Here is a 13,566-nt window from a genome sequence, read left to right as displayed (position 1 = left end):
CGCACGTCCACGACGTGCGCGCTGCGGCAGGCGCGGCCGGTCATCCTTTAGGGGTAGGGGACACCATGAGTCTCGTCGAAGTGAAAGTGCCGGATATCGGCGACTTCAAGGACATCGACGTCATCGAAGTCAACATCAAGGCGGGCGACGTCATCGAGAAGGAGCAGACGCTGCTCTCGCTCGAATCGGACAAGGCCACGATGGAAGTGCCCAGCGACGTCGCGGGCACCGTCAAGGAAGTGAAGATCAAGGCCGGCGACAAGGCTTCGCAGGGCACGGTGATCGCACTGGTCGAGGCTTCGGAAGGCGCATCGGCGCCGGCTCCGAAGGCTGAAGCCCCCAAGGCGGAAGCGCCCAAGGCCGCCGAAGCCCCGAAGGCCGCAGCGCCGGCTCCGCAAGGCGGCAGCTTCAGCGGCAGCGCCGATGTCGAATGCGACATGCTGGTGCTCGGCGCGGGCCCCGGCGGCTACTCGGCGGCGTTCCGCTCCGCCGACCTCGGCATGAAGACCGTGCTGGTCGAGCGTTATTCGACGCTCGGCGGCGTGTGCCTGAACGTGGGCTGCATTCCGTCGAAGGCGCTGCTGCACACGGCGCTCGTGATCGACGAAGCCGAAGCGCTCGGCTCGCACGGCATTACCTTCGGCAAGCCGCAGATCGATCTCGACAAGTTGCGCGACTTCAAGTCGGGCGTCGTCAAGAAGCTCACGGGCGGCCTCGCCGGCATGGCGAAGGCGCGCAAGGTCGAAGTCGTGACGGGCGTCGGTGCGTTCCTCGATCCGAACCACATGGAAGTGGTGGGCGAGAACGGCAAGAAGATCGTCAAGTTCAAGCAGGCGATCATCGCTGCGGGTTCGCAGGCCGTGAAGCTGCCGTTCATGCCGGAAGATCCGCGCGTGGTCGATTCGACCGGCGCGCTGGAACTGCGCCAGATTCCGCAGAAGATGCTCGTCATCGGCGGCGGCATCATCGGTCTGGAAATGGCCACCGTCTACGCGACGCTCGGCGCGCAGATCGAGGTCGTGGAAATGCTCGACGGCCTGATGGCCGGCGCGGACCGCGACCTCGTGAAGGTCTGGGAGAAGTACAACGCGAAGCGCTTCGCGAACGTCATGCTCAAGACCAAAACCACGAAGGCCGAGGCGAAGGACGACGGCATCTACGTGTCGTTCGAGGGCGAGAAGGCCCCGGCCGAGCCGCAGCGCTACGACCTCGTGCTGGTCGCCGTGGGCCGCTCGCCCAACGGCAAGAATATCGGCGCGGACAAGGCGGGCGTGGCGGTGACGGATCGCGGCTTCATCGAAGTCGACAAGCAGATGCGCACCAACGTGCCGCACATCTTCGCGATCGGCGACGTGGTCGGCCAGCCGATGCTCGCGCACAAGGCCGTGCATGAAGGCCACGTGGCGGCGGAAGCGGCGCACGGCGAGAAGGCGTACTTCGACGCGCTGCAGATTCCTTCGGTGGCCTACACCGATCCGGAAGTGGCGTGGGCCGGCAAGACCGAAGACCAGTGCAAGGCCGAAGGCATCAAGTACGGCAAGGCGGTGTTCCCGTGGGCCGCTTCGGGCCGCGCGATCGCCAATGGCCGCGACGAAGGCTTCACGAAGCTGATCTTCGACGAAGAGACGCATCGCGTGATCGGCGGCGGCATCGTCGGCCTGAACGCGGGCGACCTCATCAGCGAGGTCTGCCTCGCGGTGGAAATGGGCGCGGATGCGACCGACATCGGCAAGACGATCCATCCGCACCCGACGCTGGGCGAGTCGATCGGCATGGCCGCCGAGCTGTACGAAGGCGTCTGTACCGACCTGCCGCCGCAGAAGAAGAAGTAAGTTCGTGCCGCGCCGCTCGTTGCGGCGCGCATGAAGAAACGGCGCACTCCGAGAGGGGTGCGCCGTTTGCTTTTGGGTTCTGCGGTAGGTGCTGCGAGAGGCGCCGGAGCGTAAAAAAGATTCCCGGTCGGCGACCGGGCAAGTGACATGCCGGGCGGCATGCCGGAGCGTTCAGGTCCGGCGCCCGGTGCGACGCTGCTTCAGCGCACGCACCGGATCAAGCTACAACCTTCAGACCGTCTTCTTGGCCGTGGCCGAAGCGGCAGCCGAGCGCGACGCCTGGGCGGCAGCCTTGCTCGCAGCAGCGGTGGCGGCGTTGAAGTTGCTTTCCGCCATTTCCACGGCTTGCTTCGTCGCCTTGTGGACCGTTTCGTAGGTCGTGTTCGCGGCGTTGATGGCCGACTTGATCACGGCGACTGCGGTTTCCGAGCCAGCCGGCGCATTCTTCGCGACGTTGTCGACGAGCGATTGAACCTTGCGGTTCTGCTCTTCGTAGTGGGCTTCGGCGACCTTCGCGAACTCAGCCTGGGTGGCCGAGGCGATTTCATACACATGACGGCCATACGACAGCAGCTTTTCGGTCAGCGGCTGGGCATAGCTCGTTTGCAGGGCCAGGAATTCCTGCGCGTCCTTCACCGACAGTGCGCGCTGGGCGTGTTCCTGCGATTCCGCCAGATTCGAGCGGACAGCCTGAAGGTTCAATTCGACGAGCTTTTCCACGCCTTCGAATGCCTTGCCGGTGAGGCCGAACAGGGTTTCGAGGTTGGCTTTCTGGGCAGCGGCGAATTGCTCAGGGGTCAGCAGACTCATGTTTACGCTCCTGGATGTCGGCGGCCTTCGTGGGTCGCCTGAAGTAAGTGGCACGGCGCTGGTGCTCTGTCGCTCGCTTTGTGCGTCGCAACATTGATTCGATTTTAGGATGCTCCAGAAGAAAGTCAAGGCTTTTTGGTGCGTCGCACAATGTCGATAATTTATTATTAAACAATCACTTATGCCCGGCGCATCGCGCAACCGCGACAACCTGCCAATGCCCCGTAGCGCGGGGCTCGCAGCGCGTTGACAAAGGCAGCGCGCAGGGTGGGGCAAGCGCGCAAACGCGGCTTCTGGCAAGATGCGGCATGGAACACGTGAACGCGTCTATAGGATTTCACCTGGGTGCGTCCACCGAATTCCTTCATGGAACGTTAATGATCCATTGCGGTCGAACGCGCGTCGCGCGGCACGGCGGCACTGGTAGTCAGACAAATCTCACCCGTTTTTTCCTCAGTTCAAGTTCCTGCGACGAACGCCGTTAACGCAGCAAGCGCATTTTGCGTGTGCCGCAAACGTTGTCAGAAAACGGCGTCGCGGCGAGAGGAGTGGCTTGGCAATTGTCTGACTCCATCGAATGCGGGAAGTGCATTGGCCAGCTCAATCGGAGGTCATACTTCGGTTTAATGAGCGCCTATAAGTGCTTCAATTTGCGAATTTTTCGTGGTTTTACTACACTTGGCGAACGATCCCGCCGCTCCATCAAGAACACTAATGAAATCCGACAAGCTCCTGTCGTTCTCACTGATGCCGTCGTCGGTTATCAGCACCGCACTGTCGGTGGCTGTTTCCGTCGCGATCAGTGCGACGCTCGTGGCGCCTGAGGGCGCCTTTGCTGCGTCGCAAGACGCTGCGCCGGCCAAAACGGCCAAGGCGAAAAAAGCCACCAAGAAGGTTGCGAAGGCCGAGCCGGAAACGGCCAAGGTCAGCAAGAAGGCGGGCGCCGCCCGTACCGTCGCCGCAAAGGACGACGATGCGCGTCCGGTGGCCAAAAAACGCCGCGTCACTTATACGATGAACGGTCGCCACCACTCGGCGGTGCGCCGTGTCGCGTTCGAACCGCGCCAGCCGACCGTGGGTCAGGCGTTCGGTCTGCACGATTCCCCCGACTCGCTGATGCTGCGCTCGGGCGTTGCGTACGTGGTCGACCAGAACACGCTCGAGCCGCTGTTCGACAAGAACTCGCACGCCGTCGTGCCGATCGCCTCGATCTCGAAGCTCATGACCGCGATGGTCGTGCTCGACTCGAAGGAGTCGCTCTCGGAACCGATCGAAGTCACGGACGAAGACCGCGACTACGAGAAGAACACGGGTTCGCGTCTTTCGGTGGGCTCGGTGCTCTCGCGCGAGGACATGTTGCACATCGCGCTGATGGCATCGGAAAACCGCGCGGCGGCGGCGCTCTCGCGCTATTACCCGGGCGGGCGTCCGGCGTTCATCGCGGCGATGAACGCGAAGGCGAAGCAACTCGGCATGACCGATACGCACTTCGAGAATTCGACGGGGCTCACGAGCCACAACGTTTCGACCGCGCGTGACCTCGTGAAGATGGTGAACGCGGCGTACCAGTACCCGATGATTCGCCAGTTCTCGACCGACCGCAGCTACGACGTATTCACGGGCAAGCGCAATCTCGCCTACAACAGCACGAACGCGCTGGTCCGCAATGCGTCATGGGACATCGGCCTGCAGAAGACGGGCTTCATCAACGAAGCGGGCGAGTGCCTCGTCATGCAGACGACGATCCACAATCGTCCGGTGATCATGGTCCTGCTCGATTCGAGCGGCAAGTACTCGCGCTTCGCGGATGCAACGCGCGTGCGCACGTGGCTCGACAATGGCGGCGCCGACCAGCAGCCGCGCATTACGAGCGCCGACGCAGGCGGCGCTGGGACCTGATCCCCGCCTTTGCGGATTTCCGGACAAACGCCCCGCAACCGCGGGGCGTTTTGCTTTCTGGTGCGTGCCGTTCGTCCTATAACGATCGGCAGACTGTTTCGTCGTTTGGTTCGTCGGCAACATTGTTCATTCAATGGTGGCCTGGCGTCCAATCCCGCCTGACTTCGGCGCGCGTTGATGCTGGCTCTTGATGGTTGTCAATTGACAACCATGGTGATCATGCATACACTGAGTCTGTCGATGAGACGATCGCACCCAAAGAAAGAAATCGAGGCCGTGCTTGCTTACGCCGAGAAGCAGGGTTGGTTAGTTAAACCAGGTAAAAGCCATGGGCACGCGTGGGGACGAATGTACTGCCCATACAACGACGCTGCCTGTCGTTGCGGGGAATTCTGCATTACGAACATCTGGAGTACACCGCGTAATGCAGGCAATCACGCCTATGTGCTCAAACGCTTGGTCGACAACTGCACGACACATCCTATCAACGCGGCAGCTGCGTATGCGGCGGCCGAAGCGCCGGAGTAAGTCATGAACTACCTGTTCACTCTCAAGTACCAGCTGGCAATCGAAGACAGCGATCACGAATATCTCGTGGAGCGCCTCGCCGTTGCCGGCTGCGACGACGCGACGATCGGTGTGGGCTTGCCGGGCCGAATCGCGCTGAGTTTCTCGCGCGACAGTGCGAACGCATGGTCGGCAATCTACACGGCGCTGCAGGACGTGAAGCAGGCGGTGCCTACCGCGCGCCTCGTGGAAGCCGCACCAGACTTTGTCGGTTTGACCGATGCCGCGGACATGACCGGCATGTCCCGCCAGAACCTGCGCAAGCTGATGCTCGGGCACGCGGCGGAATTTCCCCTGCCCGTGCACGAGGGCAATCCGTCGCTATGGCATCTTGGCGACATCCTGGCCTGGCTGAAGGGGCGCGACGCGTACAGCATCGACTCGGCGCTGCTGGAAACGGCGCGAACGGCGAAGCAGGTGAATCTGGCAAAAGAAGCACGCCATCTCGACACGAAGCTGAGCCGCAAACTCGATGAAGTGGTCGCATGAGGCAGGCAGCAAGCCAAAAAAAGCGGAGGGCACGCCTCCGCTCTTCTCGATGTGCTTCGCCCTGACTTCAGGCGGGCTGCACGTTGCCTTCGGCGGGCTCCGGGTGATAGCCGAGCGACTCTGAAATCGTCAGCGCCGTCTTGCTCAACTGGCCGAGCCACGAATCCTGCAGGCGGTCCGCGGGTGCCGAGAGCGAAAGGCCCGCCACGAGTTTGCCGGTGTCGTCGTAGATGCCGGCGGCGATGCAGCGCACGCCCAGTTCGAGTTCTTCGTTATCACGTGCACAGAATTGCTGGCGTACGTGAGCGAGTTCGCGCTCGAGGCGTCCGAGGTCGGTAATGCTGTTGCGCGTGTGACCCGACAAGCCGGTGCGCGTGGCGTACGCGCGCACGCGGTTCGCTTCGTCGGCGGCCAGAAAGAGCTTGCCAACCGAAGTGAGGTGCAGCGGAGCCCGGCCGCCAATCGCGCGCACCACCTGCATGCCCGAGCGCTCCGAATAGGCGCGTTCGATATAGACGATTTCGTCGCCCTGGCGCACGGAGAGGTTGACGGTCTGGCCCGTGAGACGGTGCAGTTCGCGCATCGGCGTGAGCGCCGCGTCGCGCACCGAAAGCCGCGCTTTCACGAGGTTGCCGAGTTCGAGCAACCGCATGCCAAGCCGGTAGGTGCCGGGATCGGAGCGGTCGACGAGACGGCAGCTCACCATATCGTTCAGGATGCGGTGCGCAGTCGAAGGATGCAGTTCGGTGCGCTGCGCAAGTTCCTTCAGGCTGACAGGGTCGCTGTGCGCGGCCAGCGCGTCCAGCAGGCGCATCATGCGCTCGATCACCTGAATCGAGGTCTTCGGATCTGGATGGGTGTCGCTCATGAGTTCAGATTCGTTTGACACGTGAGGCGGAAAATGCATTGTATCTCGTATTGTGAAAAAAGTAAGCGCCAGGACCAAGACTCGCGCTGCGCTGCGGCATCGCGCGCGACGGGCGAGGGCGATGCAGGCCGGCGTTGGTCATGGCGGCGAAACAAAGGATAATCGGGGACGGTTTTCACGAGGAGTTCCCATGCGAGTCGGTTTGTTCGTCACGTGCCTCATCGACACGATGCGTCCGGAAATTGGCTTTTCGACGCTCAAGTTGCTCGAAGAGGCGGGCTATGAAGTCGTCGTGCCGCCCGCGCAAACCTGCTGCGGCCAGCCGGCCTACAACTCCGGCGAGCGCGCCATCGCGCGTGACCTCGCCGAAAAGACGCTGCGCGAATTCGAGCAGTTCGACTATCTCGTTGTCCCTTCGGGTTCGTGCGGCGGCATGATCCGCGTGCACTACGGCGATCTGTTCCGCGACGATCCGGAATTGATGGCGCGCTACGGTAAGTTGCGCGAGCGCGTCTACGAACTCACGGATTTCCTCGTGAACGTCGCCAAGGTCACGCTGCCGCAAGGCGAGTTCAGCGGGCCGGTGACGTATCACGATTCGTGTTCAGGCCTGCGTGAGCTCGGGGTCAGGGCGCAGCCGCGCGCGTTGCTCGCCCAGCGCGGCGTCGAAGTGCGCGAGATGAAGGACTGCGAGCACTGCTGCGGCTTCGGCGGCACCTTTGCGGTGAAGTACGGGGACATCTCGACGGCCATTGCAGACGAAAAATGCGCGAATGTTCAGGCGAGCGGCGCGGGCGCGGTGGTGCTCGGCGACCTCGGCTGCATGTTGAATATCGAAGGGCGTTTGCGCCGCACCGGCGACACCACTACGCGCGTGCTGCACATTGCGCAAGTGCTGGCCGGCGACGTGTGATGCGCCGCCGGCTGCCGCCGCTCGCTTCGTGCGGAACGTCCGAATAGCCCCGGACCTCGACACCAGACCTCGCCGAACACCGCTCAACCTCGCCCTCACGCCATGCAAGTCCAATCGATGCAGTTCAAGGCGCGCGCCGGTCAGAAGCTGGCCGATCAGCGTCTGCAGCACAACCTCAAGAAACTTTCGACCAAGTTCGTCTCCGCGCGCGCCGAAGCGATCACCGCGATCGATTTCCCGGCCACGCGCGCGGCGCTCAAGGCGCGTCGCAACCGCGCGCTCGACAATCTCGACGTCTGGCTCGAGCAGTTCGAGACCGAGGCGACGCGGCGCGGCGTGACCGTGCTCTACGCGGAAACGGCGCAAGACGCGGCGAAGCTGGTCGCGGACATCGCGCGGCGCCACGACGTGCACAAGGTCATCAAGACCAAGTCGATGGTTTCGGAGGAGATGCGGCTCAATACGGTGCTCGCGGAAATGGGCGTGCAGTCCATCGAGACCGATCTGGGCGAGTACATCCTGCAGATCAACGACAACGAGCCGCCGAGCCACATCATTGCGCCCGTCGTCCACAAGGACAAGGACGAGATCGCCGATCTCTTCGCAAAGACGCACGATAAGCCGCGCCTGACCGAAATCCCCGACATGACCCGCGAGGCGCGCGAAGTCCTGCGCCCGCATTTTCTCTCGGCGGACATGGGCGTGACGGGCGGCAACTTCCTCGTCGCGGAGACGGGCTCGATCGTGCTGGTGACCAACGAGGGCAACGAGGGCATGTGCACCGTGATGCCGCGCGTGCACGTGGCGGTGACGGGCATCGAGAAGGTGCTGCCTACGCTCGAAGACCTCGCCATCGCCATGCGTCTGTTGCCGCGTTCGGCGACGGGGCAGGCCACGTCGAACTACTTTTCGGTTCTCACGGGCCCGCGCGGACCCGAGGACCGGGACGGCCCCGAGCACATGTACGTCGTGCTCGTGGACGGCGGCCGCACCGGCCTGATCGGCGGCGAATTCCAGGAGATGCTGCGCTGCATCCGTTGCGGGGCGTGTATGAACCACTGCCCGGTCTACCAGAAGGTGGGCGGCCACGCGTACGGCTGGGTCTATCCGGGGCCGATGGGCTCGGTGCTCACGCCAAGCTACGTCGGCATCGAAAAGACGCTCGATCTGCCGCAGGCCGCAACGCTGTGCGGCGAGTGCAATAGCGTCTGCCCGGTGGGCATCCCGCTTTCGGACCTGCTGCGCAAACTGCGCGAGAAGCAAACAGAGCGGCACCTGCGTCCGTGGCGCGAGCGCGCGGCGCTCGCAGCCTGGGGCTGGCTCGCGCTTCACCCCACGGCCTACGCGCTGCTCGCCAAGCTCGGCGTGCGCATACTCGAGCGCATGGGCGGGCAGGCCAGGCTCATTCGCAAGCTGCCATTCGCGCGGGGCTGGAGCAACGGGCGCGACATGCCCGCGCCGGTCGGGCGCACGTTTCGCGAGCTGTACGCGGCGCGGCACACGCATCTGGACACGACAAAGCGCCCCGAACAGGCCTGACACGCGCGCATCGGTCAAGTCTGGTTTGTCGACTATTTAAGCTGGCGCAACAGTGTGTTCGTCCGGACCGGGTTTTTCCTGATTGCGACTATCTATATCATCTCGACTGGCGATAGTGCGTCCGCACCTGTCGCTTCACAGTCGATAGAGAGTCGCATCATGAGAAAGAAAATAACGGTGTACTGGCCGCTGGCGCTGATCGTGCCGCTTGCGGTGATCGCATGGATCCATGCATGGAAGACCGCCGAGCAGCAAATGCCGCTCGCCGCCGATCAGGTTACGGCAGAACTCGCACGCGCCGTGTCGTATGGCCTCGTGGGTAGCGAAGGCAAGACGCCGGTGAAGGCGATGAACGGCATCGCGACGCTGCCGCGCTCGAACGCAATCTGATGATCGCGCCGGCGCCAACGCGCCGCGCAGCGCGTTGTTCGTGCGCTTTGTATAATTTAAGATTCGCCGCCGCACGCTGAACGCCTTCCGTTGCCCCAGCCCCCACGAATGAAAAAGGTTTCCGTCTGCTTCGTTTGTCTTGGCAATATCTGCCGCTCGCCCACGGCCGAGGCCGTGATGCTGCGTCTCGTCGACGAGGCGGGGCTGGCGGGGCGCGTCGAGGTCGATTCGGCGGGAACGGGTGACTGGCACATCGGCGAGGCGCCCGACGAGCGCGCCCAGCGCGCGGGCGGCCTGCGCGGCTACGCGCTCGCGGCGTTGCGCGCCCGGCAGATCGCCGCCGACGATTTTCACCGTTTCGACCTGATCGTGGCGATGGACGACGCCAACGTCAGCGCGCTTCAGGGCGTCTGCCCGGCGAGCGAGCGCGACAAGATCCGCCTGCTGATGGAATTCGCGCCGCAGGCCGAAACGCGCGTCGTGGTCGATCCCTATTTTGGCGGCGACGCGGGCTTCGAAACGGTGCTCGATCAATGCGAAGCCGCCTGCGCGGGTCTGCTCGCCGCATTGCGTCCGCAACTGGCGGATTGAGATGAGCGGCGCGGATCTGCCGAATGCAGAAATCGCGCCATTTTTGCGATTCGCCGCGCACCTAATAACCCAGATCGCGACGTTGATACTTGACTAAACTAGTCATGTATTTATACTTGACGAAAATTGTCGAGAATTGCGGTTCCCATACATCATGAGACTCACCACCAAAGGCCGTTTCGCCGTCACGGCGATGATTGACCTGGCGCTGCGCCAGGAGCAGGGCCCGGTGACGCTTGCGGGTATCAGCCAGCGGCAGCACATCTCGCTGTCGTACCTCGAACAGCTGTTCGGCAAGCTGCGCCGTCATGAAATCGTCGAATCGGTCCGTGGGCCGGGCGGCGGGTACAACCTCGCGCGCCGCGCGGAGGACGTCACGGTCGCGGACATCATCATCGCCGTGGACGAGCCGCTCGACGCCACCCAGTGCGGCGGCAAGGGCGCCTGCGAGGGTACCAAGCAGCACGACGGCCACTGCATGACGCACGAACTCTGGTCGACGCTGAACCAGAAAATGGTCGAGTACCTCGATTCGGTGTCGCTCAAGGATCTGGTGGACAAGCAGCGCGCCCGCGAAGGCGCCGCGCCCGCCGTCCTGCGCGACCGCCGCGCCGAGGCGCCGGCGGTGGAGCCGGTCAGGGCGATGCCGCTGGGTCCGAACTCGATCTTCAACATGGCGGGCTCGTAACGCCTGCGAGCGCCGCCAGAACGCCGCAGTTGGCAAAACAGACAGTACAGCGCAGCACACAAGATTCCCCGGAGCGATAGATGAATAACGACATTCCCCACCTGCCCATTTACATGGACTACAGCGCGACGACCCCCGTCGACCCGCGCGTGGTGGACAAGATGATTCCGTATCTGCGCGAGCAGTTCGGCAATCCGGCGTCGCGCAGCCACGCTTATGGCTGGGATGCGGAGCGCGCCGTCGAAGAGGCGCGCGAGCAGGTCGCCGCGCTCGTCAACGCCGACCCGCGCGAAATCATCTGGACCTCCGGTGCGACCGAATCGGACAACCTCGCGATCAAGGGTGCCGCGCACTTCTACAAGAGCAAGGGCAAGCACATCATCACGGTGAAGACCGAGCACAAGGCCGTGCTCGACACCTGCCGCGAGCTCGAGCGCGAAGGCTACGAAGTCACGTATCTGGACGTCAAGGACGACGGCCTGATCGACCTCGAAGCGTTCAAGGCCGCGCTGCGCCCCGACACGATCCTCGTTTCCGTCATGCACGTGAACAACGAGATCGGCGTGATCCAGGACATCGCGACGATCGGCGAAATCTGCCGTGAGAAGGGCATCATTTTCCACGTCGACGCTGCGCAATCCACCGGCAAGGCGCCCATCGACCTGCAAAAACTCAAGGTCGACCTGATGTCGTTCTCGGCGCACAAGACCTACGGCCCGAAGGGCATCGGCGCGCTGTACGTGCGCCGCAAGCCGCGTGTGCGCATCGAAGCACAGATGCACGGCGGCGGCCACGAGCGCGGCATGCGCTCGGGCACGCTGGCCACGCACCAGATCGTCGGCATGGGCGAAGCGTTCCGCATCGCGCGTGAAGAGATGGCCACGGAAAACGAGCGCGTGCGCATGCTGCGCGACAAGCTCCTGCGTGGCCTGAAGGAAATCGAAGAAACCTACGTGAACGGCGACATGGAACAGCGTGTTCCGCACAACCTGAACATCAGCTTCAACTTCGTCGAAGGCGAGTCGCTGATCATGGCGGTGAAGGACGTGGCGGTGTCGTCGGGTTCGGCGTGCACTTCCGCGTCGCTCGAGCCGTCGTACGTGCTGCGCGCGCTCGGCCGCAACGACGAGCTGGCGCACAGCTCGATCCGCTTCACCGTGGGCCGCTTCACGACGGAACAGGACGTGGACTACGTGATCAACCTGCTGAAGACGAAGATCGCCAAGCTGCGCGAGCTGTCGCCGCTGTGGGAAATGCATCAGGACGGCATCGATCTGTCGACCATCCAGTGGGCAGCGCACTAAGCAAGGCGGCGCAGTTAGCAGCGAACAACGACCCGGCCGCAGCGCAATGAGCAGTCAACTGCGTGCAGCGCGGCAAACACGAATTGAAGGAGTGTGATCATGGCATATAGCGACAAGGTTCTGGACCACTACGAAAACCCGCGCAACGTCGGCTCGTTCGCCAAGGACGACGACGCAGTGGGCACCGGCATGGTCGGCGCACCGGCGTGCGGCGACGTGATGAAGCTGCAGATCCGCGTGGGCGCGGACGGCGTGATCGAAGACGCGAAGTTCAAGACCTACGGCTGCGGCTCGGCGATCGCTTCGAGCTCGCTCGTGACCGAGTGGGTGAAGGGCAAGACGCTCGACCAGGCGCTCGACATCAAGAACACGCAGATCGCCGAAGAACTGGCGCTGCCGCCCGTGAAGATCCACTGCTCGATTCTCGCGGAAGACGCGATCAAGGCAGCGGTTGCGGACTATCGCCAGCGTCACACGACCGAAGCGAAGGCCGACGCGGCGTAAAGCACGGCGCTGGGGCGTAGTAGATGCAGGACGGCGTCGGACCGGAAAGTTCGGCGCACTGGGACTAACGATTTTGGATGCAGCAGGGTTGCGTCGTGACGCAAGGGAAGGCGAAAGCCCAACTGGCGGCGCGAGGCGCGGCGAAGATGCTATGGCAATTACGTTGACTGAAAAAGCGGCACAGCACGTGCAAAAGTACCTGACCCGTCGCGGCAAGGGCGTGGGTCTGCGTCTTGGCGTGCGCACGACGGGCTGCTCGGGCCTCGCGTACAAGCTCGAGTACGTCGACGAACTCGCGCCCGAAGACAACGTCTTCGAGAGCCACGGCGTGAAGGTCATTGTCGACCCGAAGAGTCTCGCCTATATCGACGGCACGCAGCTCGACTTCGTGCGTGAAGGGCTGAACGAAGGCTTCCGGTTCAACAACCCGAACGTGAAGGACGAGTGCGGCTGCGGCGAGTCCTTCCGCGTTTGAGCCCGCGTCGAGCGGTGAAAAGGCGGCCTGTGCCGCCTTTTTGATTTTGACGGCCGCGGGAGCCCCTCTCAGCCCCTCATAGCCCCACAAGAACGTTCCAGCCGATGAGCACGCCTTCCACGCCTTCCCGGTCGCTCTCCGACAGCCACTTCGTGCTGTTCGACCTGCCCGAGCAGTTCGCGATCGACGCGAACGCGCTCGACCATGCTTACCGCACGGTGCAGGCGCAGGTGCATCCCGACCGCTTCGCCGCGGCCGGCGAGGCGCAAAAGCGCATCGCCATGCAATGGGCCACGCGCACGAACGAGGCGTATCAGACGCTGCGCGATCCGCTCAAGCGCGCGAAGTACCTGCTGCATCTGCGCGGCATCGACGTGGGCGCGGAGAACAACACCGCGATGGAGCCCGCGTTCCTCATGCAGCAGATGGAGTGGCGCGAGTCGATCGAAGACGCGGTCGCGGCGAAGAACGTCGATGCGCTCGACGCACTCGCGGGCGAGCTGCGCGACGACGAACGCGTGCGCTTCACGAAGCTCGCGGCGCTGCTCGACAGCGGCTCGAACCAGCCCGCGGCCGAAGCGGTGCGCCAGCTCATGTTCATCGAGCGCGTGGCGAGCGAAATCGACTCGCAGATCGAGCGGCTCGAAGGCTGAAACCGGGCGCGCAAACGGATATCGGGCGCTCGCGCCCATCAGGT

General features: G+C 63.5%; 15 protein-coding genes. 13 read left to right on the top strand and 2 right to left on the bottom strand.

The features are described 5' to 3' along the window. Positions 1-65: 65 nt before the first annotated feature. Positions 66-1,832, top strand: coding sequence for a dihydrolipoyl dehydrogenase (gene lpdA, locus AB4Y42_RS05255; protein WP_368686220.1), 1,767 nt, complete (start codon positions 66-68; stop codon positions 1,830-1,832). Positions 1,833-2,063: 231 nt separating this feature from the next. On the opposite strand, the gene AB4Y42_RS05250 is transcribed toward lpdA, so the two are convergent. After that, positions 2,064-2,642: a phasin family protein gene (locus AB4Y42_RS05250; protein ID WP_324140430.1), complete on the bottom strand. Its 579-nt coding sequence runs from the start codon at positions 2,640-2,642 to the stop codon at positions 2,064-2,066. Between the two features lie 714 nt (positions 2,643-3,356). Between AB4Y42_RS05250 and pbpG the strand changes: the two genes are divergently transcribed. From pbpG to AB4Y42_RS05235, 3 genes are all read left to right on the top strand, one after another. Next, on the top strand, positions 3,357-4,541 hold the full coding sequence (gene pbpG / locus AB4Y42_RS05245) for a D-alanyl-D-alanine endopeptidase (protein ID WP_368686219.1): 1,185 nt from the start codon (positions 3,357-3,359) through the stop codon (positions 4,539-4,541). A 240-nt stretch (positions 4,542-4,781) separates the two neighbouring features. Further along, positions 4,782-5,069: a hypothetical protein gene (locus AB4Y42_RS05240; protein ID WP_368693658.1), complete on the top strand. Its 288-nt coding sequence runs from the start codon at positions 4,782-4,784 to the stop codon at positions 5,067-5,069. Between the two features lie 3 nt (positions 5,070-5,072). Continuing rightward, a complete protein-coding gene (locus AB4Y42_RS05235) occupies positions 5,073-5,597 on the top strand; it encodes a helix-turn-helix transcriptional regulator (protein ID WP_368686218.1) in 525 nt (174 codons plus the stop codon). Positions 5,598-5,664: 67 nt separating this feature from the next. Here AB4Y42_RS05235 and AB4Y42_RS05230 read toward each other — a convergent pair whose 3' ends face one another. Then, on the bottom strand, positions 5,665-6,465 hold the full coding sequence (locus AB4Y42_RS05230; protein WP_028204180.1) for an IclR family transcriptional regulator: 801 nt from the start codon (positions 6,463-6,465) through the stop codon (positions 5,665-5,667). A 190-nt stretch (positions 6,466-6,655) separates the two neighbouring features. On the opposite strand from AB4Y42_RS05230, the gene AB4Y42_RS05225 reads away from it, so the two are divergent. From AB4Y42_RS05225 to hscB, 9 genes are all read left to right on the top strand, one after another. Next, a complete protein-coding gene (locus tag AB4Y42_RS05225; protein WP_368686217.1) occupies positions 6,656-7,378 on the top strand; it encodes a (Fe-S)-binding protein in 723 nt (240 codons plus the stop codon). A gap of 102 nt (positions 7,379-7,480) precedes the next feature. Further along, the gene (locus tag AB4Y42_RS05220) at positions 7,481-8,917 is read left to right on the top strand and encodes a lactate utilization protein B (RefSeq protein ID WP_368693557.1); all 1,437 of its coding nucleotides are present in this window, start codon (positions 7,481-7,483) and stop codon (positions 8,915-8,917) included. A 159-nt stretch (positions 8,918-9,076) separates the two neighbouring features. Beyond that, complete coding sequence (locus tag AB4Y42_RS05215) at positions 9,077-9,307, top strand: hypothetical protein (RefSeq protein ID WP_069265523.1); 231 nt, start codon at positions 9,077-9,079, stop codon at positions 9,305-9,307. A gap of 108 nt (positions 9,308-9,415) precedes the next feature. Next, complete coding sequence (locus AB4Y42_RS05210; protein ID WP_368686215.1) at positions 9,416-9,898, top strand: low molecular weight protein-tyrosine-phosphatase; 483 nt, start codon at positions 9,416-9,418, stop codon at positions 9,896-9,898. 154 nt (positions 9,899-10,052) lie between these two features. Further along, positions 10,053-10,586: a Fe-S cluster assembly transcriptional regulator IscR gene (iscR, locus tag AB4Y42_RS05205; protein WP_042264865.1), complete on the top strand. Its 534-nt coding sequence runs from the start codon at positions 10,053-10,055 to the stop codon at positions 10,584-10,586. An 80-nt stretch (positions 10,587-10,666) separates the two neighbouring features. After that, on the top strand, positions 10,667-11,890 hold the full coding sequence (locus tag AB4Y42_RS05200) for an IscS subfamily cysteine desulfurase (protein WP_069265526.1): 1,224 nt from the start codon (positions 10,667-10,669) through the stop codon (positions 11,888-11,890). 99 nt (positions 11,891-11,989) lie between these two features. Further along, a complete protein-coding gene (gene iscU / locus AB4Y42_RS05195) occupies positions 11,990-12,394 on the top strand; it encodes a Fe-S cluster assembly scaffold IscU (RefSeq protein WP_028216879.1) in 405 nt (134 codons plus the stop codon). A gap of 151 nt (positions 12,395-12,545) precedes the next feature. Then, positions 12,546-12,869 (top strand): iron-sulfur cluster assembly protein IscA, encoded by a 324-nt coding sequence (gene iscA, locus AB4Y42_RS05190; protein WP_028210067.1) that lies wholly within the window; start codon positions 12,546-12,548, stop codon positions 12,867-12,869. A gap of 104 nt (positions 12,870-12,973) precedes the next feature. Further along, entirely contained in the window at positions 12,974-13,522 is a 549-nt protein-coding gene (gene hscB, locus AB4Y42_RS05185; protein WP_368693556.1) for a Fe-S protein assembly co-chaperone HscB, read from the top strand. Positions 13,523-13,566 lie beyond the last annotated feature (44 nt).

Origin of the sequence: Paraburkholderia sp. EG286B (genome assembly GCF_040965655.1) — a bacterium.
Taxonomy (GTDB): Bacteria; Pseudomonadota; Gammaproteobacteria; order Burkholderiales; family Burkholderiaceae; genus Paraburkholderia.
This window is presented reverse-complemented; position numbering and strand designations above follow the sequence as displayed.